At 62.4% G+C, this 24,602-nt stretch carries 22 protein-coding genes; 14 read left to right on the top strand and 8 right to left on the bottom strand.

Annotation, left to right across the window (positions count from 1 at the left end):
• The first annotated feature begins 54 nt into the window (after positions 1-54).
• Genes BM151_RS13350 through BM151_RS13330 form a run of 5 tightly spaced genes read left to right on the top strand, consistent with a single transcriptional unit; the run spans position 55 to position 2,740 of the window.
• Positions 55-471: a hypothetical protein gene (locus BM151_RS13350; RefSeq protein WP_090061229.1), complete on the top strand. Its 417-nt coding sequence runs from the start codon at positions 55-57 to the stop codon at positions 469-471.
• The gene (locus tag BM151_RS13345; RefSeq protein WP_090061228.1) at positions 468-1,091 is read left to right on the top strand and encodes a MotA/TolQ/ExbB proton channel family protein; all 624 of its coding nucleotides are present in this window, start codon (positions 468-470) and stop codon (positions 1,089-1,091) included. The genes BM151_RS13350 and BM151_RS13345 overlap by 4 nt, the downstream gene beginning before the upstream one ends.
• On the top strand, positions 1,084-1,470 hold the full coding sequence (locus tag BM151_RS13340) for an ExbD/TolR family protein (RefSeq protein WP_090061227.1): 387 nt from the start codon (positions 1,084-1,086) through the stop codon (positions 1,468-1,470). The genes BM151_RS13345 and BM151_RS13340 overlap by 8 nt, the downstream gene beginning before the upstream one ends.
• Positions 1,467-1,862 (top strand): ExbD/TolR family protein, encoded by a 396-nt coding sequence (locus BM151_RS13335; RefSeq protein WP_090061226.1) that lies wholly within the window; start codon positions 1,467-1,469, stop codon positions 1,860-1,862. The genes BM151_RS13340 and BM151_RS13335 overlap by 4 nt, the downstream gene beginning before the upstream one ends.
• The gene (locus tag BM151_RS13330) at positions 1,859-2,740 is read left to right on the top strand and encodes an energy transducer TonB family protein (protein WP_090061225.1); all 882 of its coding nucleotides are present in this window, start codon (positions 1,859-1,861) and stop codon (positions 2,738-2,740) included. The genes BM151_RS13335 and BM151_RS13330 overlap by 4 nt, the downstream gene beginning before the upstream one ends.
• Before the next feature lie 83 nt (positions 2,741-2,823).
• Here the strand turns inward: BM151_RS13330 and BM151_RS13325 are convergent, their stop codons facing one another.
• Positions 2,824-4,164 (bottom strand): aspartate aminotransferase family protein, encoded by a 1,341-nt coding sequence (locus BM151_RS13325; RefSeq protein ID WP_090061446.1) that lies wholly within the window; start codon positions 4,162-4,164, stop codon positions 2,824-2,826.
• A 56-nt stretch (positions 4,165-4,220) separates the two neighbouring features.
• On the opposite strand from BM151_RS13325, the gene BM151_RS13320 reads away from it, so the two are divergent.
• The 8 genes from BM151_RS13320 to BM151_RS13285 all read left to right on the top strand — a co-directional run bounded on the left by BM151_RS13320 (position 4,221) and on the right by BM151_RS13285 (position 15,085).
• On the top strand, positions 4,221-5,147 hold the full coding sequence (locus BM151_RS13320; protein WP_090061445.1) for a MurR/RpiR family transcriptional regulator: 927 nt from the start codon (positions 4,221-4,223) through the stop codon (positions 5,145-5,147).
• 81 nt (positions 5,148-5,228) lie between these two features.
• A complete protein-coding gene (locus BM151_RS13315; protein WP_177213145.1) occupies positions 5,229-6,194 on the top strand; it encodes a TAXI family TRAP transporter solute-binding subunit in 966 nt (321 codons plus the stop codon).
• Positions 6,195-6,331: 137 nt separating this feature from the next.
• Positions 6,332-8,935 (top strand): TRAP transporter permease, encoded by a 2,604-nt coding sequence (locus BM151_RS13310; RefSeq protein ID WP_090061224.1) that lies wholly within the window; start codon positions 6,332-6,334, stop codon positions 8,933-8,935.
• On the top strand, positions 8,932-9,366 hold the full coding sequence (locus BM151_RS13305) for a universal stress protein (RefSeq protein ID WP_090061223.1): 435 nt from the start codon (positions 8,932-8,934) through the stop codon (positions 9,364-9,366). The genes BM151_RS13310 and BM151_RS13305 overlap by 4 nt, the downstream gene beginning before the upstream one ends.
• A 270-nt stretch (positions 9,367-9,636) precedes the next feature.
• Positions 9,637-10,080, top strand: coding sequence for a MarR family winged helix-turn-helix transcriptional regulator (locus tag BM151_RS13300; protein ID WP_177213144.1), 444 nt, complete (start codon positions 9,637-9,639; stop codon positions 10,078-10,080).
• A gap of 85 nt (positions 10,081-10,165) precedes the next feature.
• Positions 10,166-11,230 carry an HlyD family secretion protein gene (locus BM151_RS13295; RefSeq protein ID WP_245781210.1) on the top strand — a complete coding sequence of 355 codons (1,065 nt, stop codon included), beginning with the start codon at positions 10,166-10,168 and terminating at the stop codon, positions 11,228-11,230.
• Positions 11,227-13,971 (top strand): ribosome-associated ATPase/putative transporter RbbA, encoded by a 2,745-nt coding sequence (gene rbbA, locus BM151_RS13290; RefSeq protein ID WP_090061220.1) that lies wholly within the window; start codon positions 11,227-11,229, stop codon positions 13,969-13,971. The genes BM151_RS13295 and rbbA overlap by 4 nt, the downstream gene beginning before the upstream one ends.
• Before the next feature lies 1 nt (position 13,972).
• The gene (locus tag BM151_RS13285; protein ID WP_090061219.1) at positions 13,973-15,085 is read left to right on the top strand and encodes an ABC transporter permease; all 1,113 of its coding nucleotides are present in this window, start codon (positions 13,973-13,975) and stop codon (positions 15,083-15,085) included.
• Between the two features lie 78 nt (positions 15,086-15,163).
• Here BM151_RS13285 and BM151_RS13280 read toward each other — a convergent pair whose 3' ends face one another.
• The 6 genes from BM151_RS13280 to BM151_RS13255 all read right to left on the bottom strand — a co-directional run bounded on the left by BM151_RS13280 (position 15,164) and on the right by BM151_RS13255 (position 22,065).
• Positions 15,164-16,726: an ABC transporter ATP-binding protein gene (locus tag BM151_RS13280; RefSeq protein WP_090061218.1), complete on the bottom strand. Its 1,563-nt coding sequence runs from the start codon at positions 16,724-16,726 to the stop codon at positions 15,164-15,166.
• Between the two features lie 24 nt (positions 16,727-16,750).
• Positions 16,751-17,668: an ABC transporter permease gene (locus BM151_RS13275; RefSeq protein ID WP_090061217.1), complete on the bottom strand. Its 918-nt coding sequence runs from the start codon at positions 17,666-17,668 to the stop codon at positions 16,751-16,753.
• Positions 17,665-18,783, bottom strand: a complete 1,119-nt coding sequence (locus tag BM151_RS13270; protein ID WP_090061216.1) for an ABC transporter permease — start codon at positions 18,781-18,783, stop codon at positions 17,665-17,667. The genes BM151_RS13275 and BM151_RS13270 overlap by 4 nt, the downstream gene beginning before the upstream one ends.
• Positions 18,784-18,890: 107 nt before the next feature.
• Positions 18,891-19,997 carry a BMP family ABC transporter substrate-binding protein gene (locus tag BM151_RS13265; RefSeq protein ID WP_090061215.1) on the bottom strand — a complete coding sequence of 369 codons (1,107 nt, stop codon included), beginning with the start codon at positions 19,995-19,997 and terminating at the stop codon, positions 18,891-18,893.
• A gap of 173 nt (positions 19,998-20,170) precedes the next feature.
• On the bottom strand, positions 20,171-20,986 hold the full coding sequence (locus BM151_RS13260; protein ID WP_245781209.1) for a 5-formyltetrahydrofolate cyclo-ligase: 816 nt from the start codon (positions 20,984-20,986) through the stop codon (positions 20,171-20,173).
• A gap of 152 nt (positions 20,987-21,138) precedes the next feature.
• Complete coding sequence (locus tag BM151_RS13255) at positions 21,139-22,065, bottom strand: LysR family transcriptional regulator (RefSeq protein ID WP_090061213.1); 927 nt, start codon at positions 22,063-22,065, stop codon at positions 21,139-21,141.
• 505 nt (positions 22,066-22,570) lie between these two features.
• Between BM151_RS13255 and BM151_RS13250 the strand changes: the two genes are divergently transcribed.
• Positions 22,571-23,344, top strand: a complete 774-nt coding sequence (locus BM151_RS13250; RefSeq protein ID WP_090061212.1) for a glycosyltransferase family 25 protein — start codon at positions 22,571-22,573, stop codon at positions 23,342-23,344.
• Positions 23,345-23,416: 72 nt separating this feature from the next.
• Here BM151_RS13250 and BM151_RS13245 read toward each other — a convergent pair whose 3' ends face one another.
• Positions 23,417-24,541: a glycosyltransferase family protein gene (locus tag BM151_RS13245; RefSeq protein ID WP_090061211.1), complete on the bottom strand. Its 1,125-nt coding sequence runs from the start codon at positions 24,539-24,541 to the stop codon at positions 23,417-23,419.
• Positions 24,542-24,602 lie beyond the last annotated feature (61 nt).

The following is a 24,602-nucleotide window of genomic DNA, read 5'->3' as shown; positions in this document are numbered from 1 at the left end:
CCCCATCCGGTTCCCCCAGATTTCCCCAACCTCTCGTATCTCAGGAGATTTGCCATGCATCGCCTCTTCGGCCTCGGGATCGCCATGATCTCGGCGCAGGGCCTCGCCGCCGACAGCAGCCCCGCCGCGCTGCGCTTTGAGCTCAATGCCATCGAACAGGTGGAAACCGGCTGTCGTCTGAGCTTCGTCGCCGAGAACGGCCTGTCCGCCGATATCGGCGGGCTGGTGCTGGAAACCGTGTTCTTCGACCCGGATGATCGGGTCACGCTGATGACCATGCTCGACTTCGGGGCGCTGCCGCACGGGCGGTCGCGGGTGCGCCAATTTGCGCTGGCCGGGCAGGCGTGTTCCGGGATCGGGCAGATCCTGTTCAACGGTGTCGAAAGCTGCGACGGCGCCGGGATCACCCCCGACAGCTGCGAGGCCGCACTCACCGTGTCGAGCCGGACCGAGATCGGGGTGGCACGATGATCGGACAGCTGAGAGAAACCCTCACCCGCATCGCCGATCTCGGCGGGCCAGTGGTGCTGATCCTGATCGCCGTGTCGGTGCTGACCAGCACCGTCGTGCTTTACAAGCTCTGGCAATTCGCCCGGGCCCGGGTCGGGCATCATCAGGCGCTCGGCGCCGCTCTGGACGCCTGGGACCGGGGCGATGTCGCCGCCGCGAAAACCCATCTGTCGCAATCGCGGAGCTACCTGCGCGATGTGCTGAGCCTCGCCATGAACGGACAGGAGGACGGCGCCCGGCTCGAAGCCGAGGCGGAAACCCGCTTTGCCAGATTGGAAAGCGGCTTTCGCCTGTTGGACAGCGTCGCGCAAATGGCGCCGCTTCTGGGGCTGTTCGGCACGGTTCTCGGCATGATTTCGGCGTTTCAATCCCTGCAGGAGGCGGGCGCCCAGGTCGATCCCTCGATCCTCGCCGGAGGCATCTGGGTGGCGCTTCTGACCACGGCCGTCGGCCTCGCCGTCGCCATGCCGACCTCCTTGATCCTGAGCTGGTTCGAGGCAAGGATGGAGCGCGAGAGGGTCTTTGCCGAACGGGCCGTTCACACGGTGCTGTCGCCCGCCGGAGCCAGCGCCAATGCGTAAGCCCCGCCGCCGCAGACGCCTGTCGATGACCTCGCTGATCGATGTCATCTTCCTGCTTCTGCTGTTCTTCATGCTGACATCGACATTTTCGCGTTTCTCCGAGGTGGAACTCGCCGCCAGCGGCCCCGGTGCCGCGCCAACAGAGGCGCAGACCCCGCCGATCTTTGTCCAGCTCAGCCCGGAGCAGATCACCCTCAACGCCAGAGAAACGACGCTCGAGACTCTGCCGATCCGGTTGCGCGCCGATCGGGCGACGGATGAAACGGTCACGGTCATCCTTGCGCTCAAGGGCGCCGTGACGGCGCAGCGCCTGACCGATCTTCTGGTCACCCTGCGCGGCATCGACGGGGTCAGACCGGTCATTTTGGGGGCAACATGAGACGCAAGAGCCGCGACAAACCGGAGCCGACCATTGCCCTGATCAATGTGGTCTTCCTGATGCTGGTATTCTTTCTCGTCGCCGGCACGATCGCCCAACCGCTCGACAAGGATCTGAGCCTGGTGCGCACTGCCGATCTTGACCCCTTGGCGCCGCCGGATGCCTTGGTCGTCGCCCCGGACGGAACGCTGAGCTATCGCGGCGAAGCTCTGGACACGGTCAGCGCCTATCTCGCCCGCATTAGGCCGCAAGAGGCAGAGACCCTGCGGATCGTTCCGGATCGCGATCTGCCGGCCGCGCGTTTGATCGAGATCGGTGCAGAGCTGCAAGCGGGTGGCGCCCAACGGGTGATGATCGTGACGCAGCGGGGAACAGAAGGGAACATGCCATGATTGCCTCGTCCCGCCTTGTGAAAATCGGCGCCGGCCTGCTTGCCATCTGCGCCCATGGTGCGTTCGGGCTGGCCGTGGTCTCCGCGCCGCCGCCGGTCAGGATGGAGGGGCAGACCGGAGCGCTGGACGCCCGGCTCGGGACCTCCTTTGCCGATATGGTGGCGGGCAGCCTGTCGCCGCAAGCGCCAACCGACACCGCGCTGAAGCCGCTCACCCCCGCGGCGACAGAGCCCATGACCGCGGAGCCGCCGGAAACCGCCGCGCTTACGCCGGTGGAGGCTTCGCTCCCGCCCGAACATGCCAAGATGCCGACGGCGCCAGCGGTCGTCCCCCATGCGCACCCGACTGTCACACCCGTCTCGGCGCAGGAGGTGGCCCCCGAACCCGCCCCCCGGCACGACAGCGCCGCACCATCCTCCAAGATCACACCGGTGACCCGTCCCGCGCCCCCGGAAAGCCCCGCGAAACCGGCCGAAAAAAACCGGCCGAAACCAAAAGCCGCGCCGCCCCCTGCGGGCAATGCAGAGACCACGGCGCGGGCCGGTCAGGTCACCGGGCATGCTGCGGCGAAAGCCAGCTCAACGGGATCGGGTGGGGCCAAGAAAACCACCGGCAACGCGGCGGTGTCGAATTACCCGGGACAGGTGATGCGCCGGTTGTCACGCGTGTCGCGACCGCGTGTCTCGGCGAGGGGCGCGGCGCTCGTGTCCTTCAGGCTTGCGAGCAGCGGCGCGCTGGCCGGGTTGTCGATTGCCCGCAGCTCCGGCTCTGCCGAGCTGGACCGCGCCGCGCTCGACGTCGTTCAGCGCGCCGCGCCTTTCCCGCCGCCCCCGGCAGGGGCGAGACGGGCGTTTTCGGTCGAGATCAAGGGCCGGTGAACAGGCCGGTGAACAGGCGAGTGAACGGACCTGCGAGCGGGCGGTGGTCGCCCCTCTTCCCTCGCGTGGCGAAAAGCTTGGGCTCAGAGCGCCGCTTTGAAAGCGGTGGAGAGTTTCTCCACCAGCTCGCCGATCTGCGCCTCTTCGAGGATGAAGGGCGGGGCGAGCAACACGTGATCGCCGTGCTGACCATCAATGGTGCCGCCCATCGGGTAACAGATCAGCCCGGCCTCGAAAGCCGCTTTCTTGACCTTGGCCGCCTTGCCTTCCGACGGGTCGAAGGGCGTCTTGGTCGCGCGATCCGCGACGATTTCGAGCCCGCGGAACATGCCGCGACCGCGGATATCGCCGATATGCGGATGTTGGCCGAAGGCCTCATGCAGCGCAGCGTCGAGCTTTTCGCCCATCTCGGCGGCGCGGGCGACCAGCCCGTCCTCGGTCAGACGCGAGAGCACCGCACCGGCGGCAGCGCAAGCGGTCGGATGGGCATTGTACGTGTGACCATGCTGGAAGAAACCAGAGCCATGCTCGAACGCGTCATGGATTGTCTTACTGCAAAGAGTCGCGCCGATCGGCTGATAGCCGGCACCGAGCCCTTTGGCGATTGTGATGATATCCGGTGCGATGCCGTCCTGTTCGCAGGCAAAGAGCGTGCCGGTGCGGCCCATGCCACACATCACCTCGTCGAGGATCAACAAGATGCCGTGGCGGTCGCAGATCTCGCGGATGCGTTTGAAATAGCCGGGCACGGCGGGCACCGCGCCCAGGGTCGCACCGACCACCGGTTCGGCGACAAATGCGATCACCGTTTCGGGGCCGACACGTTGCAGCTCCGTCTCAAGCTCGTCGGCGACACGTCCCCCATAGGCCTCGAGGCTCTCGCCCTCCATCTGGCCGCGATAGGCATAGCAGGGCGCGATATGGCTGGTCTCGATCAGCAGCGGTGCGAATTTGGCCTGACGCCAGGCATTGCCGCCGGTCGCGAGCGCGCCGAGCGTATTGCCGTGATAGCTCTGACGCCGGGCAATGAAACGCCTGCGCTGCGGCTGGCCGATTTCGACGAAATACTGCCGCGCCATTTTCAAGGCCGTTTCCACCGCTTCGGAGCCGCCGGAGACGAAATAGGCGCGATCGATCCCCTCGGGCGCCAATTCGATCAAGCGATCCGCCAGCGCTTCCGCCGGGTCAGACGAGAAGAAACCGGAATGGGCAAAGGCGATGCGATCGAGCTGCGCCTTGATCGCATCGATCACTTTCGCATCGGAATGGCCGAGGCAGGACACTGCCGCGCCGCCCGAGCCGTCGAGATAGCTTTTGCCCGAGGCATCGAAAATATAGGCGCCCTCGCCACGCACCGCGCGGGGCGGCGTCGCCCGCGACGAGCGGTGGAAAACATGGGAGGGGGTGAGTGCGGGACTGGTCATGCGAATCTCCGGAAACGGCGCGTGTCTGCGTTTCATTGTTGAAACATATGTTTCACATGTTGACAAGATATGAAACACCTGAAACGCTGAGTCTCAGTCACGCCACAACACCGGGGATTCTCTTGCAGCGAGGTTTCGAACACAGGCTTGCCGCGAAATACGGCGAGTTGAGCACCCGCTTGCAACAGGCCGGCGACTATCTTGCCGCCAATCCGCTGGACACGGCGACGCGCTCGCTGCGCTCTGTCGCCGACGAAAGCGGCATTGCGCCCGCCACCTTCAGCCGACTGGCCCGCGCGCTCGAATTCGAGGATTTCGAAGAGCTGCGCGAAGCCATGCGCAAACAGCTGGGCCGCCGGGTCTCGAGCTTTGCCGAGCGCGCCGATGACCTGCGTCAGAGCCAGGCCGAAGAATCGCATGTGTTTCTGAAGACCGCCCGCAACAGCGCCGTCGCCAATATCGATCAGCTGATCGCGGACAGCGAGCCGGAACGGTTGGAACAGACCGCGAAACGCCTGTCCGAAGCGCGCAATGTCGTGCTTCTGGGCGCGCTGGGGTCCACCGGGATTGCCGAATATGCCGGATATATGGGCAATTTCCTGGGCCCGAACTGGAAACAGGCCGGGCGGATGGGCGCTTCGATCGGATCGGCGATCTGCGATCTCGACGCCCAGGATGCGCTCATCGTCATCACCAAAGCACCGCACGCCACGGTGTCGATCCGCGCCGCCGAGGAGGCCCGCAAACAGGGCGTCTACGTGGTGGTGATCGCCTCGAGCCACACCTGCCCGGCGCTCAAGGGGGCCAACAGTGGCTTTATCGTCCCCTCCGAGGGACCGAATTTCTTTTCATCCTATGTTGCGACGGTGTTCCTGTTGGAAACGCTGATCGCCATGGTCGCCCGGATCTCCAGCCCGGAAACCTCTGAACGTATCGCGGAAATCGAACGTCAGAGCCACGTTCTGGGGGAGGTTATCGGGTAAAAACCGGGGAAAATTCCCCTAACCTTCGTACCTTGGGTACGATCAACTTTTCTGAAGACAAACTCAACGGGAGAAAGAGACATGTCGAAACAGATGAAACTGGGCTTTGCCACGCTTGCGGCGGGTGCGATGCTTGCGAGCGCGGCGGTGGCCGAGGAATTCGTGACCATCGGCACCGGCGGTGTGACCGGCGTCTATTACCCGACCGGCGGCGCGATCTGTCGCCTGGTCAACAAGAACCGCAAGGAAACCGGCGTGCGCTGCTCTGTCGAATCCACCGGCGGCTCGGTCTACAACGTCAACACGATCAAGGAAGGCGAGCTGGAATTCGGCGTCGCCCAGTCCGACATCCAGTACAACGCCTATAACGGCGTCGTGCAGTTCGAAGGCGAGCCGTTCGAAGGTCTGCGCTCGGTGTTCTCCGTCCACCCGGAACCCTTCACCGTCGTGGCCCGCGCCGATGCCGGCGTGAAAACCTTTGAAGATCTCAAAGGCAAACGCATGAACATCGGTAACCCGGGTTCCGGTCAGCGCGCCACCATGGAAGTGGTGATGGACAAGCTCGGCTGGACCACCGATGACTTCGCTCTGGCGACCGAGTTGAAGCCCGCGGAACAATCCGCAGCCCTGTGCGACAACCAGATCGACGCCATGGTCTACACTGTGGGTCACCCGTCGGGCTCCATCCAGGAGGCCACCACCGCCTGTGATTCCGTGCTCGTGGAAGTGTCCGGCCCGGCGATCGACGAACTCGTCGCCGACAATCCCTACTACCGCACCGCCACCATCCCGGGCGGCATGTATCGCGGCAATGACGAAGACGTGAAAACCTTCGGCGTCGGCGCCACGATCGTGACCTCGGCCGATGTCTCCGAAGATGCGGTCTACGCCGTGGTCTCCGCCGTGTTCGAGAATTTCGACGACTTCAAGGGCCTGCACCCGGCCTTCGCCAATCTGAAGCCGGAAGAGATGATCAAGGACGGTCTCTCCGCCCCGCTGCACCCGGGTGCAATCAAATACTACAAAGAAAAAGGTTGGATGGAATAATCCACCGACCCTATCGTCAACATACGATAGACCCGGAGGGCGGCGCGCCCGCCCTCCGGCCTGAATTACAATAATCATTCAACAGGAAAATTGGCTGACCGCTCAGGCAGAGGCGTGCAGCCGGGACAGGGGGCCATATGTCCGAACGCGAAAATCGCGCATTGAACGAAGAGGAACTCCAGGAACTCGTTGCCGCATCCGACAGTGGCGGACGCACGGTTCCCGGCGCAATTGGCACATTCATCGCCGCCGTTGCGCTGATATGGTCGGTATTTCAGGTGCTGCTGGCCTCGCCCGTCGCGCCCTATATCCTGCCCGGAGATCTGATCAACAACTCGCGGCAGATCCATCTGGCTTTCGCCATCTTCCTGTCGGCCATGGCCTATCCGCTCTACAAGAGCGCGCCGAAAAACCGCGTGCCATGGTATGACTGGGTGCTGGCGATCGGCGGCGCCGTGCTCGCTATGTACGGCTATATTTTCTACGAGAAAATCGTCGGCAACGGCGGTCTGGCCGATGCCTCGGATGCGCTCTTTGCTCTGGCCGGCCTGACATTCCTGTTCATCGCCGCCTATCGGACCCTTGGCCCGGTGATGGTGGCTTTGGCCATCATCTTCCTGCTCTATGTCTTCTTCGGCTCCTCCGAAGCGGTGCCGGATCAGATCCGCTGGGCCGGTGCCTCGCTGCGCAAGGCCATGTCGCATATGTGGGTCACCTCCGAGGGCGTGTTCGGCATCGCTCTGGGCGTGTCGACCAAATTCGTCTTCCTCTTCGTGCTGTTCGGTGCGCTGCTCGATAAGGCCGGCGCTGGCAACTATTTCATCAAGATGGCCTTCGGTGCCCTGGGCAGCCTGCGCGGCGGCCCGGCAAAAGCCGCCGTGGTCGGCTCTGCCGCCACCGGGCTCATTTCCGGCTCGTCGATCGCCAACGTGGTCACCACCGGCACCTTCACCATCCCCTTGATGAAACGCGTCGGCTTCACCGCCGAAAAGGCCGGCTCGGTCGAGGTGGCCTCTTCGGTCAACGGTCAGATCATGCCGCCGGTGATGGGCGCCGCCGCCTTTCTGATGGTAGAATATGTCGGCATTTCCTATTTCGAAGTGATCACCCACGCCTTCGTGCCGGCGATCATTTCCTATATCGCGCTGGTCTATATCGTTCACCTGGAAGCGGTGAAGAACAACATGCCGACATTGGGCGACAAGACCGTCTCGCTCGGGCGCACCGTCGGTGGCATGTTCCTGTTCTTCGCCGGTTTCGCCTTGCTCTGCTATGCCACGCAATTCCCGGTGCGTGCGATTGTCTCACTGGTGCCCGAAGGCTCCGGCTGGGTGCTCGCCGTGTTGCTGGGTGCCGTCTATGTCGCGCTGGTGAAGCTCGCCGCCTCGGTCGAGGAGCTCGAAGCCGACGACCCGAATGCCGAGATCGTCGAACTGCCGGATATCTCGAAAATCTGGAAAGCCGGGCTCTACTACCTGATGCCGATCATCGTTCTGGTCTATTTCCTGATGATCGAACGCAAGTCTCCCGGTCTCTCGGCCTTCTGGGCGACCTTCCTTCTGTTCTTCATCCTGATCACGCAAAAGACGCTCAAGGCGTTCTTCCGCGGCGAAGCCAATGCGATCTCGCAGCTCCGTGACGGTTTCATCGATCTCGTCAACGGCATGATCGACGGCGCCCGCAACATGATCGGTATCGGCCTCGCCACCGCCACCGCGGGCATCATCGTCGGCACCGTCTCTCTGACCGGCATCGGCCAGGTGATGGCGGATTTCGTCGAATTCCTCTCCGGCGGCAACCTGATGCTGATGCTGTTCTTCGTGGCGGTCCTGTCGCTGATCCTCGGGATGGGCCTGCCGACCACGGCGAACTACATTGTCGTCTCCTCGCTCATGGTCTCCGTGGTCGTGGAGCTTGGGGCGCAATCGGGCCTCGTGGTGCCGCTCATCGCCGTGCATCTTTTCGTGTTCTACTTCGGTATCATGGCGGATGTGACGCCCCCGGTGGGGCTGGCGAGTTTCGCCGCGGCGGCGGTGTCGGGCGGCGATGCGATCCGCACCGGCTTCACCGCCTTCTTCTACAGCCTGCGCACGGTCGCCCTGCCCTTCGTGTTCATCTTCAACACAGACCTGCTGCTGATCGATGTGACCTGGTATCAGGGTGTGATCGTCTTCATCATCGCCACGGTCGGTATTCTGGTCTTCACCGCGGCCACAATGGGATTCTACATCACCAAGTCGAAGATCTGGGAAACCGTGGCGCTGCTGCTCGTGGCCTTTGCGCTGTTCCGCCCGGGCTTCTTCATGGATCAGATCCAGCATCCCTATCACCTGACGCCGCCGGCCGAATTCGAAACCGCGCTGACGGAGGCCCCTGCGGGGTCGCAGCTTCGGGTGGTGATCTCGGGGCCGGATTTCGACACGCTGGAGATCAAGGATCTCACCGTCGTGCTCGATGTGGCCGAGGGCGATCTTCAGACCCGTCTCGATGCGCTCGGGCTCATGCTGATGCCCGAGGGCGACAAGATGATCCTCGAGGAGCCGATGTTCGGCACGGCGCTCTCCGACAAGCTGGCGAGCTTCGATTTCTACGGCGATGAGCCGGTCGAGATCACCCTGGTTCAGGCGCCGAGCGATCAGCTTCCGAAAGAGCTGATCTTCATCCCGGCGCTCTTGCTTCTGGGCCTCGTCACTGTCCTGCAATCCCGCCGTGCGGCCGCCAGAAAAGGAGTTCCGGCATGACTATTGAAACCATCCTCTGTGCCATTGACGTGAACCGCGCAGCAGACGAGGCGAAAGTCCTGCAACGGGCCTACCGCCTTGCCGAGCTCGAAGGCGCCCAGCTCGATGTCATTTCGGTCATTCCGGATTATGGCATGAGCGTCGTCGGCGGCTTCTTCAAGGAAGGCCATACCGATGACGCGCTCAAACACGCCAAGACCCTGATGAAGGAAATCGTCGCCAAGGCGCTCGGCGCCGAGGCCAATGACAAGGTCCGCCATATCGTCGGCGTCGGCACCGCCTATCACGAGATCCTCGAGGTTGCGGAAAAGGACGGGGCCGATCTGATCGTGCTTGGCGCCCATCGCCCGGACCTCAAGGATTATCTCCTGGGTCCGAACGCCGCCCGCGTGGTGCGCCACTCCAACGCCTCGGTCTATGTCGTGCGCTGAGGGGCAACCGATCTGAAAAGACAGGCAGGCGGGGCGCAGAGCTGCACCCCGCCTCTTTTTTGTCTTGCGCATGTTTTGTTTGCACACGGGCCTGGCAATCTTTTGACCGGCGCGGGCGTCCCCTCCCCCGTCAAAATATCTCATGAATTTGAAGGGCTCAGCGCAATCTTGCTTTACGAAAAAGAATCTTCATGATTGAGATATATTATGAGGAATGACCCGAACGAATATGGTGCCGCGCGGCGGTTGGGAGCCGCGATGTTGCGTTTCATGCAGCAGATCGAGGCGGTCTATGAACACAGCGCACATTCGAGCGGCATACACCCGACCGACTTCCGCACGATATGTCTTTTGGGGGAGGCCGAGAGAGCCATGAGCCCGAAAGAGATCGGCCAAGCGCTCGGGCTGACATCGGGGGCCGTCTCCGCCCTGATCCTGCGGCTGGACGCGGAAAAGCTGATTTCCCGGATGCCGAATCCAAGGGACCGACGCGGCGTCCTGATCTCGCTGAACACGGCAAATGCTGCGCCTTATTTACAGGACTATTACGCCCTGCACGCGCATTACACGGAGCTCACGGAGGACTTCACCCCTGCCGAGCTGGAGGTGGTGACGCGCTATCTGGAAAAAGTGCGCCGGGTGACCACCAGACACCTCACCCTCGCAACCTCAGAGCGCCCCGGGGCGCTCGAAAAGCTCACGGCAACAAAATGAAAAGAACATTCATCGACATTGCCCAAGAGGCCACAGGCAGACGCGCCGCAGGGCCGCGCAGTGCCTTTCAGACATGGGGATTTCAATGAAACGACAATCGAAATGGCTGGTGCTCGGAGCCGCGATCCTGGCGCTGGCCGGCTGGGCCGCCTTCGGGCGTCTTTCGACAAACGTGCTTCCTGCGGGCATCATTCAGGCCAATGGCCGGCTCGAAGCCGTGGACATCGATATCGCGGCCAAAACCGGCGGTCGGCTCGACGAGGTGTTTTTCTCCGAGGGTGATTTCGTCACATCAGGCGATGTGCTGGCGCAGATGGACACCACCGAACTCGAGGCCCTGCGAGCCGAAGCAAAGGCACAACAGCGCCGGGCAGAGATTTCGGTGAAAACCGCGACAAGCCTGGTGGCGCAAAGACAGGCGGAATTTGCCGCCGCCGAGGCGAATGTCGCCCTGCAACAGGCGGATCTGGATGCCGCCACGGCGCGCCTGGAACGCTCCCGGCAACTGGCGCAGAGCAACACCGTCTCACAACAGACCCTCGACGACGACCGCGCGGCGGTACGCCGGGCCCGGGCCGCGCTTGCGTCGGCGCAGGCCTCACAGGCCGCGGCAAAAGTCGCCATCGGGACCTCAGAGGCGATGATCATCGACGCCGAGGCGGCGGTCGAGGCGGCGCAGGCGTCGGTCTCCCGGATCGCGGCGCAAATCGCCGACGCCACGCTCACCGCACCGCGCGACGGCCGGGTGCAGTACCGCGTCGCCGAACCGGGCGAAGTGCTGGGCTCGGGCGGGCGGGTGATCAATATGATCGACGTCTCGAGCGTCTATATGAATTTCTTTCTTCCGACCGAAGAGGCCGGGCGCATCGGCATCGGCACGGAGGTGCGGCTGGTGATGGATGCCGCGCCGGGCATCGCGATACCGGCCAGTATCTCCTTCGTCTCGGGGGTGGCACAATTCACCCCGCGCACGGTGGAAACCGAACAGGAGCGGCTGAAACTGACCTTTCGCGTGCGCGCCCGGATCGATCCGGAGCTGTTGCAGAACTATATCACCCAGGTGAAGACCGGCCTGCCCGGGATGGCCTATGTCCGGCTCGATCCGCAAGCCGAATGGCCTGAGTTTCTGCAACAGACCCTGGCCGAATGACCCCCGGCGCCGCCCTCGCCTCTGCCGTCGCGGAGATACGCGACATCAGCCTGTCGTACCGCAAGGTGAAGGCGCTTGACCGCGTCTCCGCCGAGATCCCCGCGGGCTGCATGGTCGGGCTGATCGGACCGGACGGGGTGGGCAAATCCAGCCTTCTGGCGCTGATCTCCGGCGCGCGAAAGATGCAGGAGGGCACGCTTCGGGTTCTGGGCGGCGATATGCGTTCCGCCCGCCACCGCCAGGATGCCTGCCCGCGCATCGCCTATATGCCGCAAGGTTTGGGGAAAAACCTGTATGAGACGCTGTCGGTCTTCGAGAATGTCGATTTCTTCGGGCGGCTGTTCGATCAGGACCGCGCCGAGCGCGAGGCCCGGATTTCCGAGCTTTTGACGGCCACCGGTCTGGCGCCGTTTCGCGATCGTCCGGCGGGCAAGCTCTCGGGCGGGATGAAACAGAAGCTCGGCCTGTGCTGCGCGCTGATCCACGACCCGGACCTGTTGATCCTCGACGAACCGACCACCGGCGTCGACCCGCTGTCGCGGCGCCAGTTCTGGGACCTGATCGACCGCATCCGCACCGGGCGCCCCGGCATGAGCGTGGTGGTGGCGACCGCCTATATGGAAGAGGCGGCACGGTTCGACTGGCTGATCGCGATGAATGCCGGTCGGGTGCTCGACACCGGTGCGCCCGCGGAGCTCATGGCCTGCACGGACACCACGACGCTCGACGCGGCCTTTATCGCGCTTTTGCCCGCCGAGGAACGTGCCGCGCATATGGAGGTGGTGATCCCGCCGATCCCCGAGGCGACCGGCGATTACGCCATCGAAGCCGAAGGGCTGACCAAGCGTTTTGGCGATTTCACCGCCGTAGACCGGGTCAGTTTCCGCATCCCCAAGGGCGAGATCTTCGGTTTTCTCGGATCCAATGGCTGCGGCAAGACCACGACGATGAAAATGCTCACCGGGCTTCTGGAAGCGACGGAGGGCGCGGCCAGGCTGTTCGGCAAGGAAATCGATCCCGGCGATCTCGATGTGCGGCGGCGGGTCGGCTACATGAGCCAGGCGTTTTCGCTCTATTCCGAGTTGACCGTGGCGCAGAACCTCGACCTGCATGCCCGGCTGTTCAGCCTACCGCCCGAGGAGATCCCCGCCCGCATAGACGAGATGATCGCGCGGTTCGATCTCGCCGATGTGCGGAACGTCCGCCCCGACGCCCTGCCCCTGGGGCTGCGGCAACGCCTGTCGCTGGCGGTGGCCATGATCCATGCGCCGGACATCCTGATCCTCGACGAGCCGACCTCCGGCGTCGATCCGGTGGCGCGCGATGCCTTCTGGCAGATTTTGGCAGATCTGTCGCGCAACGACGGGGTGACGATCTTTGTCTCGACCCATTTCATGAACGAGGCGATGATGTGCGACCGCATCTCGCTGATGCATGCGGGGCAGGTGCTGGTCTCCGACCGCCCGGCACAGATCGTCGCAGATTCCGGAACCGAGACGTTGGAAGAGGCCTTTGTCCAGCATCTCGAAGAGGCCACGGGCGAGCGTGCCGCGGAGGAGCTGCCCGAGACCGTCGCCGTGCCAGAGCCGGACAGGACCGCCGCGCGCCCCGCCACCTTCGGCCTGCGCCGGATGCTAAGCTACGCGATGCGCGAGACGATGGAGCTGCGCCGTGATCCGATCCGCGCCATACTTGCCGTGTTCGGCTCGCTGCTTTTGATGCTGGTGATCGGCTATGGCATCAACATGGACGTCGAGGATTTGCGCTTTGCCGTGCTGGATTCCGATCAGTCCACGGTGAGCCGCGATTACATCGATCAGATTTCAGGCTCGCGCTATTTCATCGAACAGCCCCCGATCACCGGTTACGACGATATGGACCAACGCATGCGGGCAGGCCGGCTCGATCTGGCGCTGGAAATCCCGCCCGACTTCGGGCGCGACCTGTCGCGAGGCCGCGATGTCGAGGTTGGCGGCTGGATCGACGGCTCGAACCCGACGCGGGCAGAAACCGCGATGGGCTATGTCCAGGGCATGCATCAAAACTGGCTGATCTCCGGCATGCGCGAGGCCTACGGTCCCGCAGCGGTGGCGGGCGATTTCGGGCTCGAGCTGCGCTATCGCTACAACCCCGACATCAAGAGCATCGTTGCCATGGTGCCGGCAGTGATCCCGATCCTGCTCCTGCTCATTCCCGCCATGCTTTCCGCCCTGTCGGTGGTCCGCGAACGGGAGCTGGGCTCGATCACCAATTTCTACGTCACCCCGGTGACCCGGCTGGAATTCCTTCTGGGCAAACAACTGCCCTATACGGTGCTGGCCATTGTCAATCTGGTCCTGCTCACGCTCATGGCGATCGTCCTGTTCCGGGTGCCGTTCACCGGCGATTTTCTGTTCTACACCCTGGCGGGTGTGCTCTATGTGGCCACGGCCACCGCCATGGGGCTTGTGATCTCCGCCTTTGTCAAAAGTCAGCTCGCGGCGGTTTTTGCCACAGCACTCGGGACGATCCTGCCGGCCATCCAGTTTTCCGGCATGATCACGCCCGTCTCCTCGCTGAATGGCCTCAGCGCGCTGGTGTCGCGGACCTATCCCACGACGCATTTCATGGCGATCTCGCGCGGCGCCTTTTCCAAGGGGCTGGGGTTTGCCGAACTGTCCTCCGCGCTCTGGCCGCTGGCGCTGGCGATCCCGGTGCTGATCGGTCTCGGCGCGCTCTTGATGCGCAAACAGGAGACGTGAGATGGATCTGAGCAATATCTTTCATCTCGGCATCAAGGAAATACGCGGTCTGCTGCGCGATCCGATCATGATGTTCCTGATCCTGTTCTCTTTCTCCGTACAGATCACCGCCTCGGCGAACTCGGCGATGGAAACGCTGAACCATGCGCCCATCGCCATCGTCGACGAGGATCAGTCACCTCTGAGCCTGCGCATCGAACAGGCGTTTCAGCCACCGTTCTTCAGCGCGCCGCGCCGGATCGGCTGGACCGAGATGGACCGGCGCATGGACGAAGGGCTCGACACGTTCGCGCTCGACATCCCGCCGGATTTCCAGGCCGATCTTCTGGCCGGAAAACGCCCCGAGATCCAGCTCAACGTCGATGCGACGCAAATGGCCCAGGCCTTTTCCGGCGCGGGCTATGTCCAGAGCATCGTCTCAGAGGAAGTTTCGGAATTCCTCGAGGGCACACGCACGGACCCGCGCCCACCGGCCGATCTGCAACTGCGGGCCCGGTTCAATCCGGAACTGAACGCCGGCTGGTTTCAGGCGGTGATGGGGATTGCGAACAGCGTGACCCTGCTGGCGCTGATCCTCGCCGGCGCCGCACTCATCCGCGAGCGCGAACACGGCACGATCGAGCACCTTCTGGTCATGCCGGTGACCCCGCTCGAGATCATGATCAGCAAGCTCTGGTCGACCTCTCTCGTGGTGCTTCTGGGCACCCTGTTTGCGCTCGAGGTGATGTGTCGCGGCGTTCTGGGCATCCCTCTTCAGGGCTCGCTTGCACTGTTCATGCTGGGCACGGCGCTGCATCTTTTCGCCACGGCCTCTCTGGGGATTTTTCTCGCGACCTTCGCCCGTTCGATGCCGCAGTTCGGCATCATGATGATCCTCGTGCTCCTGCCCTTGCAGGTGCTCTCCGGCGCCCAGACCCCGCGCGAGTCGATGCCCGAGCTGGTGCAGAACATCATGTCGATCGCGCCCAACACCCATCATGTGATCCTGTCGCAATCGGTGCTGTTTCGCGGTGCCGGTCTGGATATCGTCTGGCCGCAGTTGCTGTGGCTGAGCGGTATCGCGGTGGTCTTTTTCACCGTCTCCCTGCGCTCCTTCCGGCGTTTTCTACGGTAGACGCCCCGCCCCACCCCCGGTCTCGGAGCATCGGAAAAGAGCCCGCCAGAACCCCGGGCCGACACGTCAACGGCGGTTTTACGCGCGATCTGGCTTCGGAGCGGATAGGCCCGATTGACCCGCGAGCAGGTTACCAACGCGCCTTGCATCGGTTTGCGCCACAGGAACGGGATCGGACAGTCTCCCGTCCGACATGACGGCGATTTTATCGGACATCTCGAAGATTTCATCGAGATCCTCACTGATCAAAAGGACGGCCGCCCCCCTGTTCCTGCAGTCCATGATCTTGCTGCGGATATCGGCGACCGATGCAAAATCCAGGCCGAAACACGGGTTGGACACGATCAGGATATCCACATCGCCGGACAGTTCACGTGCCAGCACGCTGCGCTGGACATTGCCCCCGGACAGGGTCTCGATCGGCGCATCCGGTGAGCTGGTCTGCACATTGAACTGTCGGATCAGCTCGGCCCCCCTGCGTCGGATGCCCGCCGGCGAGATCAGGCCGAAGCGCCTGGCAACAGGAGGTTTATCAAAGCTGCGGAAGGCGATATTCTCGGCCACGGACATCCGCGGCACCACGGCATTGCGCAGCGGTTCCTCGGGCAGGCCGAAGACCTTGAACCGGTCGAAGTTGCGCCGTGTCGGCTCGAAAACGGCACCATTGACCCGCAGCTCGCCGCGCGCCACCGGGCGCTGCCCGGACAAAAGCTCCACCAGCGCACTCTGACCATTGCCCGAGACCCCGGCAATGCCGAGGATCTCACCGGAGCGCACGTTGAAGGACAGATCCGAGACCAGCGCCCGCCCCTCCTCGTCGCGCGCCGAGATGCCACGCAGCTCGAGCTCCGGCCCCTCCGGCACGGTCGGTTCACGGATCGCGGGCGGGCGCACCCCGGCATCGCCGATCATCATCGCGCTGAGCTCGGCAACATTGGCGTTCCGGGCATCACCCGAGCCTGCGAACTTGCCGCGCCGGAGCACTGTGAAACTGTCGCAAAATGCCGTCACTTCGCGGAATTTATGCGAGATCATCAGCACAGAGACCTCGCCGCGACGGGCCATCTCGCCCAGCACGCCCAAGACCTCATCGGCCTCCGCCGGGGTCAGCACCGAGGTCGGTTCATCGAGAATGAGAAAACGCTGATCGAGATAGAGGAGCTTGAGGATTTCGAGCTTCTGCTTTTCGCCGGCCGAGAGCGTCGCCACCTGCGCGTCCAACCGCACCCGAAACGGCATGGTCTCCATGAAGGTCTCAAGCTGTGCCCGTTCGGCGGCCCAGTCGATCACCATCGGCGTGTCCGGGCGCGAGATCACCAGATTCTCCGCTGCGGTAAGACAGGGCACGAGGGTGAAATGCTGATAGACCATGCCGATGCCCAGCGCATGGGCCTCGCGCGGGCTCTGGATCTGCGCCTCCTTGCCGGAGAACAGCAGCTGGCCCTTGTCGGCCTGATAAAATCCCATGATGCATTTCACCAGCGTGGATTTCCCGGCACCGTTCTCGCCCAGAAGCGCATGGAACGAGCCCGCGTCCACCTTGAGCGTGACATCGTCGAGCGCCTTGTTGCCGCCGAAACTCTTGCTCACATGCAGCGCCTCGAGCGCCGGGGCGCGGGGCTTTGTGTTTGCTTTGATCATGCTTTGCCCCTCATTTCACGGCCCTCATTTCACGATCGACAATTCGCCGGGCGCCTCATGGGCGGCCTTTTGCGAGCGCGCCGAGAGCACCATGATGACGAGCGTCAGGATATAGGGCGCGGCGTTGAAGAAATAATAGCCCTTGCTGAAGCCGATGGATTGCAGCGCCGGGCCGAGCGCGCCGCTGGCCCCGAACAGAAGCGCCGCCCAGACACAACGGATCGGGTTCCAACGGGCAAAGATCACCAGCGCCACCGCCATCAGCCCCTGACCGGAGGACAGGCTCTCGCTCCAGCTGCCGGGATAGTAGAGCGACAGGAAGGCGCCGCCGATACCGGCGAAAAACCCGCCCGCCGAGGTGGCGAGAAGCCGGACCCGGTCGACCGACACGCCCATGGCACGGGCCGAGGCGGCGCTGTCGCCGGTCATCCGGATGATCAGCCCCCAACGGGTGTTTTTCAGCATCCACCACAGGAGCACGGCCAGCCCCAGGCCGACGAAGAACAGCGGATTGACCTTCAGCGCCTGCTGCACCTGCGGGTTCGACGACCATGCCCCCAGCGCGATCGCATCGAGTCGCGGGGCCGTCGGCTGAATGAAGGGTTTGCCGAAGAAAAACGCCAGCCCGGTGCCGAGGTTCATGAAGGCGATGCCGACCGCGATGTCATTCACCTTCGGCAATTTGCAGATCCAGCCATGACCGGCGCTCAGCACCATGCCCGCAAGCCCCGCCGCCAGCACGCCGAGCCATGGGCTGCCGGTGGAATACGACGTGGCATAGGCGATCATCGCGCCCAGAACGAGATTGCCCTCGAGCCCGAGATTGATCCGGCCGGATTTCTCGGTCAGCGTTTCACCCAATGCAACCAGCAGGAAGGGGGTCGAGACCCGGATCGCGCCCCCGAGCATCGCCATCAGCACCATGAAGATCGCATCGCTCATGTCCGGTCCCCCGCTTGTTCCGTCGAGAGAAAGGGCAGACGGCCATAGAGCGTCTCGCTCACCAAGAGCGTGACGAAAATGATCCCTTGCAGCACCAGCATCGTGGCGTCGGGCATGTCCATGCGCCGCTGGATCAGCCCGCCCGACGCGCCCAGCGCGCCAAAGAGCAGCGCCACCGGCACCACGGCCAGCGGGTTCTGCCGCGCCAGAAAGGCCACGAGAATGCCGGTGAACCCGTATTGCGCGGCGAGCGAGGCATTGGCCTGTCCGTGCACGGCGGTGACTTCGAAGAACCCGGCCAGCCCGGCACAGGCCCCTGCGATGGCACAGCTCGCCACCGCCAGCTTGCCGACGGCCAGACCCTGGGCCTGCGCGGCGCGCAGATTGCCTCCGGCGATCCTTGCGGCGAAGCCAAAGGTGGTCCGTTCCATCAAGACCCACAGAAGCACAGCGATGATCACCCCGGCGGCGAGCCCCCAATGCACCGAGGTGCCCGGCATGTCGCCAATGCGCCAGTCGGGTCCCAGCGGCATGGTCGAGGCCTTGTTGGTCGAACCGGGATCGCGGAACACGCCCTCGACCAGAAAATTCATGATCGCCACGGCGATATAGGTCAGAAGCAGCGAGGAAATGGTTTCATTGACGCCCCGGTAGTGACGCAGCCAGCCGGCGATGCCCATCCAGACCCCGCCCACCGCCATGGCCGCGAGCGCCATGATCGGCAGGCCGAGCCAGACCGGCCAGCCTGCCAGCACCATCGGGATGGCAACCAGTGCCGAGGCGAGACCGCCCAGCACCAACGCCCCTTCGGCGCCCAGAAGCGTCATGCCGATCCGCGCCGGCACGGCAAAGGCCAGACCGGTGAGGATCAGCGGTGCCGCCCGTTGCAACGTGTTCTGGAACGAAAAGCTCGACGCCACACCGCCGGTCCAGACCAGAGCGAAGAAGCGGATCGGGTCCTTGCCCAGCAGCGTCAGAAACAACGAAAAGATCAGCGCCGAGGCGAGCAGAGCCGCCAGCGGGATCACGGAGGCCTCGATCAGGGCCGCGCTGCGCGGATCGAGGCGCAGCTTGCGACGCGCGGGGAGGTCAGATGTGGCGGAAGAGAGCGACATGAAGGCAGATACGGTCCAATACGAAAGTCAAAGCCGCCAGGGCCCGAAACCCCTGGCCGGCCAACAGCGGCGCCGGGCCGGCCCGATCGACCGCCCCGGCGAAGCGATCATGTGGTCGAGCCGATGACACCGTCGAGCAGGTAATTCATCTTTTCGAGCTCCGGCGCGTAATTGTCCATCTCGCCTTCGATGACAAGCTTGCCGGTGTTGTCCTTCAGCGGGCCGACATAGATCGGCTTGCCGCCCTTGAGCGCCTCGATCGCCGCGCCCGCCGCCGTGATCGCCTCCGGCGTGGCGCCGGCGCCAAAGGGCGTGTTCATCACCATGTCGTTGTGATAGCCGCCGGCGATCAGGTTCGGCACGGTTTCGCCGCTCATCAGCGCCTCGGCATAGATCTTGTAGGTCGTCGACCATTTGCTCTCCGCCCCGGTGATGAACCCGTTGGGCGCCAGCGCGCGTTGATCGGCATTGTGGCCACAGCTTTTGACGCCGCGCGCCTCGGCGGTCTCGATCACCACTTTCGGACTGTCGACATGACACGAGATCACATCGCAATCGGCATCAATGAGCGCATTGGTGGCCTCGGCCTCGCGCACCGGCATCGACCAGGAGCCGGTGAAGATCACCTGCACCGTGGCATTGGGATTGACGCTGCGCGCGCCCAGAAGGAAGGAGTTGCAGTTCGACAGCACGGTCTGAACCGGTTTGGCGGCGATGAAACCGAGCTTGCCCGAGGCGCTCGAAAGACCCGCGGCGACACCGTTCACGTAATGCGCCTGATTGAGATAGCTGAAATAGCTGCCGGCGTTTTTCGGGTCGGTGTCCGGGTTCCAAAGCGGCGCGCAATGGCGCAGCTGCACCTCCGGGTATTTCGCCGCAACGTCGAGCACGAAAGGATTGTAATAGCCAAAAGACGTCGCAAGGATCAGGTTGGCCCCGTCAAGATTGATCATCGACTCCATCGACTTGGCGACGGCGTCGGTCTCTGGCACATTCTCCTCTTCGACCACGCTCACCCCCGGCACTTCGCGCAGGATATCCATCGCCGCCGCGTGAGATTGGTTCCAGCCGAAATCATCGCGCGGGCCGACATAGATGGCGCCGATGGTGATGCCGTCCTGGGCCCGCGCCGCACCGAGCGGCAGGGCAGAGGCGGCAAGGGCCGCAGCACCGCTTTTCAAAAGACTGCGGCGGGAAAGGGATGTCATGGTCATGGGTGTCTCCGTCTGTTGGCTGCCGGATTTCGGCATATTATGATTTTGTCGGTTGCGGGTCACGCGTTGGCGATCCCGTTGGCTGTGACACGCGCGAGCCGGTCGCGCGCATCTCTGTCTCTCCTCCCAGGGCTCTCCTCCCTTGCAGACCGGCGGCCCGATGGCAGCCCGGCCTAGCTCGCCTTCGCAGCGAGAATCTTGTCTTTCAGCTCTTTCAGGAACCAGATGCTTTCGAACTGTTCGGGCAGCACAAGGTCCCAGTTCACCCCGCCCGGCTGCGGCCCCTTCGGCCGGGTCTCGATCGCCTCCTCTTCGGTGACGATCCAGTTCAGCAGCGAGTCATGTTCCATCACCGGCAGGCGCGCGTCCTCGACCACCATCGAGGAATGCACCGTGGTCACGATTGGGGTCCCGGCATCGATCTTTCCAAGATCGCGGAACAGGCCCAGTTCGAGATCGGCAAAGCCGCCGCCCTTGCCGGTGCGGCCGCCGGCGCGGGTCACGGCGACACAGCCACAGACCGCCAGATCGATCTCGGGCAGATCCTCGAAAGAGAGTTTCGGCCCGACCTGCACCGCCCCCACCGAGGTTGCCGCCAGTTCGAATTGCACGCCCTGGCGTTCGAGTTCTTTCGGGTCGAGCAGCACCCAAGGCAGATCCCCCGTGCCGAATTCCGGCACCGGCATCAGCACGGTCTTACCGTCGTAGAGCGCGCGCAGCCGCACCGGAATCTGCGGTGGATCGGGGTTGCATTTCACCACCTGCGCCGCGGACCAGATCCCGAGCTGCGACAGCCGCTTGGCCGCGACATCGGCGCCGACCCAATTCGAGATCCGGCTCCAGACCGGGCCGACATTCATGCCACTGTCCTCCAGCGCCTGCCAGATCTCCTGGCGCAGCCGATCCTTGTCGGCATTGCGCCCGGCCCAGCGGCCGGATTTCTCGGCCTCTGTTGCCACCAGCGTCGATTGCATCGTGGAATGTGTCATTCTGCGTCCTGCTGCTTTCTGTCCGGCGCACGCTCATGGCGGCGCCCGTGTTTATTTCGCGTATGCAGAAAGACTAGAATCCCGCCGCCGCGTCCGGGAGTCGGCGAAGCGGTAAATACTCTATATCGTTTTCGATATAGTCCCGGCCGAAACTATATGGATTTCAATTCACGGGCCACGGCCATCACCTGTTGCCGCAGCCAGGTATTGCGGGCATCGGCCTGAGCGCGTTCGTGCCAGAGCAGGTAGAAATCCAGACTGCCGCATTCCGCCGGAGCCGGCCGGCTCGACAGCGGCAGGATCGAGCTCTGATATCGGGCGAAATTGGCGCTGCTGGTAAAGACCAGCTGGCCTTTCATCAACATATGCGGGATCAGGTTGAACTCCGGCAGCATCACCCGGATATCGCGTTTGAGGCCGGCCTCTGCCAAGTGACTGTCGATCGGCCCGGGGTCGGCTTTCGAGCGCGCCACCGGCGCCAGATGATCGGCGGCGAGATAGTCTTGAAGCGTGATCCTTTCCTGCCCGGCGAACGGATGTTCCGGACCGAAGAGACAGACCACCTCCTCGCTGAGCAGCCGCGCGGTCTTCAGATGCTGCGGCGCCCCGGGCCAATTGCTGATCACCACATCGAGCTCGTCGCGCTCGAGCGCGCCGGCGTAATCAAAGGCCTGATCAACCGCGCGGACAACCACGCGCACCCCGGGGGCCGCGGACTGCAGCCGGGCAATCAGGGACGGCAGGATGATCGCCTCCATGCAATCGGCAGAGGCGATGCGAAACTCGCCGGTCGCGGTCGTCGGATCGAATTGCGCAGGGGGGCCGACGATCGCATCAACCCCTTTGAGCACATCGCGCAACGGCGCGATCATCTGTTCGCCGCGGACCGTGAGAACCAGTTTCGCGCCGCTGCGCACGAGGATCGGATCGCCGGTTGCCTCGCGCAGGCGTTTCAGCACCAGGCTGACATAGGGTTGGTTCAGATCGAGCGCCTCGGCGGTCCGCGTCACGCTGCGTTCCTCGAGCAGGTGCAACAGGACATGAAACTCACGGGTGGTCAGAGGCTTGCCGCCATTCATCTGGATCTCCTCGCGCCAGACAGGCCATCAAATTCGGTGTCGCCCTGTCTTCGACACGCGCCGGATCGCGTGTCAACTCCGCAGCCGTGAGCGCCGACCGCAATCGATGCGGCGGACCATCATTTCCCAATTGCTCATCAGGACCCCGCGCATTCGCACAGAATTGTATCGCAATTTGATTTCCGCTCAGCTCTCTCATATCAGGCCGCCGACGGACCCAGATGATCTGTCGTCGGATCGTCGCAAACCGGAGAAAATATCGCTGGGCGCAGGTGAATTTCTATGGAGCCGTCTCCAACAGGAAGCTCCCCAGATCGGTTCAGATTCCCGGTTGCCGGTCTCCCTCAACCTAGATATTCAAGTGATGTGATGCTTCACATTAACTCGTGGGGAGATATGTCGCTCAACTTATCTCAGGCGCGTTTCATTCAGTTCTGTCGCCGACAAAGCGGCGATTTGATACGCGAAGCTGACTATAGTTTTCTCACCTGCGGAGGCGGAGCATATGCATAACTTTAATGATCTCAAAGTTTTTTTGATCAATCTGGACTCCAGTGATCAGCGTTATCAGTCCGCCAAAGAGCAATTGGATGCAGCGCATATTCCATTTGAACGCCTTTCCGCGTTCGACGGAAGGCAGGCAGATCCTCTGAGTTTTCCCGAATATGACGAACGCAAAGCTCGCGCCTGGTTTGGGCGAAAATTGTCAGGTGGCGAGTTGGGCTGTTATTTCAGCCACATCAATGCGGCAAAGCGTTTCCTCGCCTCAAGCGCCCCTTATGGACTGAGCCTGGAAGATGATCTTTTGCTCAAGCCCGACGCCGGTCCGACACTGTTGCACCTACTCGAGCATTTCGAGGCCGGACATGAACCGGGATGGCACATGGTCAACCTCGGACGTCCCGTGAAACGTTTCGGCAGCCAGGTTGCAGAGTTTGTCTCCGGGGCTGAAACCCGGGTCCTGTGCCGCGCGCATTACTTTCCCGATACGACGACGGCCATTCTTTGGTCGCGTGAAGGCGCCACCCGGTTTCTGGAAACGGCGCATCACATCTACATGCCGATCGATCATTTCCTGCGTCGCTGGAATTGCGAGACCGATGCGGGATATGGTTTCATCGAACCGCCGATCACCACAACAGGGACCGATAGCGATATTGCGCGCTCGAAAGTGGGACAAGACACATCGCGGGCGCAGTTCTATCATTTCCGCAAACATCGCCGGCTCTGGGCCGACAAACGCGCCGCCAAGAGAAATCTTGCGTCCTATAGGCATTAGGCCGTAACAAGCCTCAGCCAAAGCAGCCCGGATTTGTCGGGCAGCAAACACGACAAAACGACGCCCATAACGCTAATCCGCAGGCGCAGAGGCCGCGCTGTCATCATGCGATGCAACCGCCGACTTTTGGTATGGAATACCCAAGTCGTCCAGTATCTCTACAAGATGTAACAAACTGCTTTGATAGAGGGCTTCGACCTCCGGCGTCTGATCATGAGGCGTGCGCAAAACTTTGTTCAGCGCTTCCGAAAGCGCATCAATGTCGCCAGCAGGCGCAAAATCGATCAGCTCTTCAAGCTCGGGAAATTCACCCTGATTGACCACATCTTCCGAAACCACACGTGCACCAAAGGACAGGCACTCAGAAACCCGCGTGGTTTCAAGTATCGCCCTTTGAGATCGATGAATATTCAAAACAACTTTGGCTCGCGCCAGCTTGTCTTTTAGAGCCTGCCCGAAGAGGTCGGTTACAACTTCGATATCGTGCGTCTTTTTCAGCTCGTCCAAGATTTTACTGCGATAGGGGGTCATCGCACCGTAAAACAATATACCCTCTCGATCGGCATATGTGTCGCCCTGAGGCATAGGTGCAATCGGGTAAAAAAATATGCGCTTGATCAGAAGCTCGCCTGGCGACAACCAAACACAATCCAAATTGCGCAAAAACTCTATATTCTCTCGCGAGTAATCGATAACCGCCAAAGACTCGTTTAAGCCGGCCAAATAGAGGGGGGTAAAGTAATGTGTTTGCTCTTTTTGCTCCACCTGAAAGGCAATCCGCTGTGACGCTGGAGGGAGAGTCTCATGATGAAACAAGGAAAAAACAATGTAGAGAGCAGTTGGATCATGTGCATCTGCGCTATAGTTCGCCACTGTCCTGCAAACCACCCCCAATTGTGTCAATTGCGCCGCCAGCAACTGCGCGATGAAAGATGTTTGCGGAGGCGTTACAATCACAATCTCTGAGAAATTGGAAAAATCTACAGACGCGTTTTCGGCGTATTGCTGATATCTCTTACCAACAGGCTTTGGCAAAGCGCGCTCAAAACTACGGCGAAACCCAGGAAAGGCATAGAGGAGCTTAATCCCCGATTTCAGCTGCATTTCTTGCGTTAGAAAATTCCGCACAAAATAGCCCCTAGGCGGGCCTGCTTTCTTAAAAAAAATCCGGCAAAGAATAGGTGTTTTGCGTGACATGCTACGATCCGACAATATCAATCTCATAAGCACCTAACTTGGAACCAAAGCTCTTACAAGC

It is taken from the genome of Celeribacter neptunius (assembly GCF_900113955.1).
Taxonomy (GTDB): domain Bacteria; phylum Pseudomonadota; class Alphaproteobacteria; order Rhodobacterales; family Rhodobacteraceae; genus Celeribacter; species Celeribacter neptunius.
The sequence above is the reverse complement of the archived record's forward strand: the minus strand, read 5'-3'. Positions and strand labels throughout refer to the sequence as shown.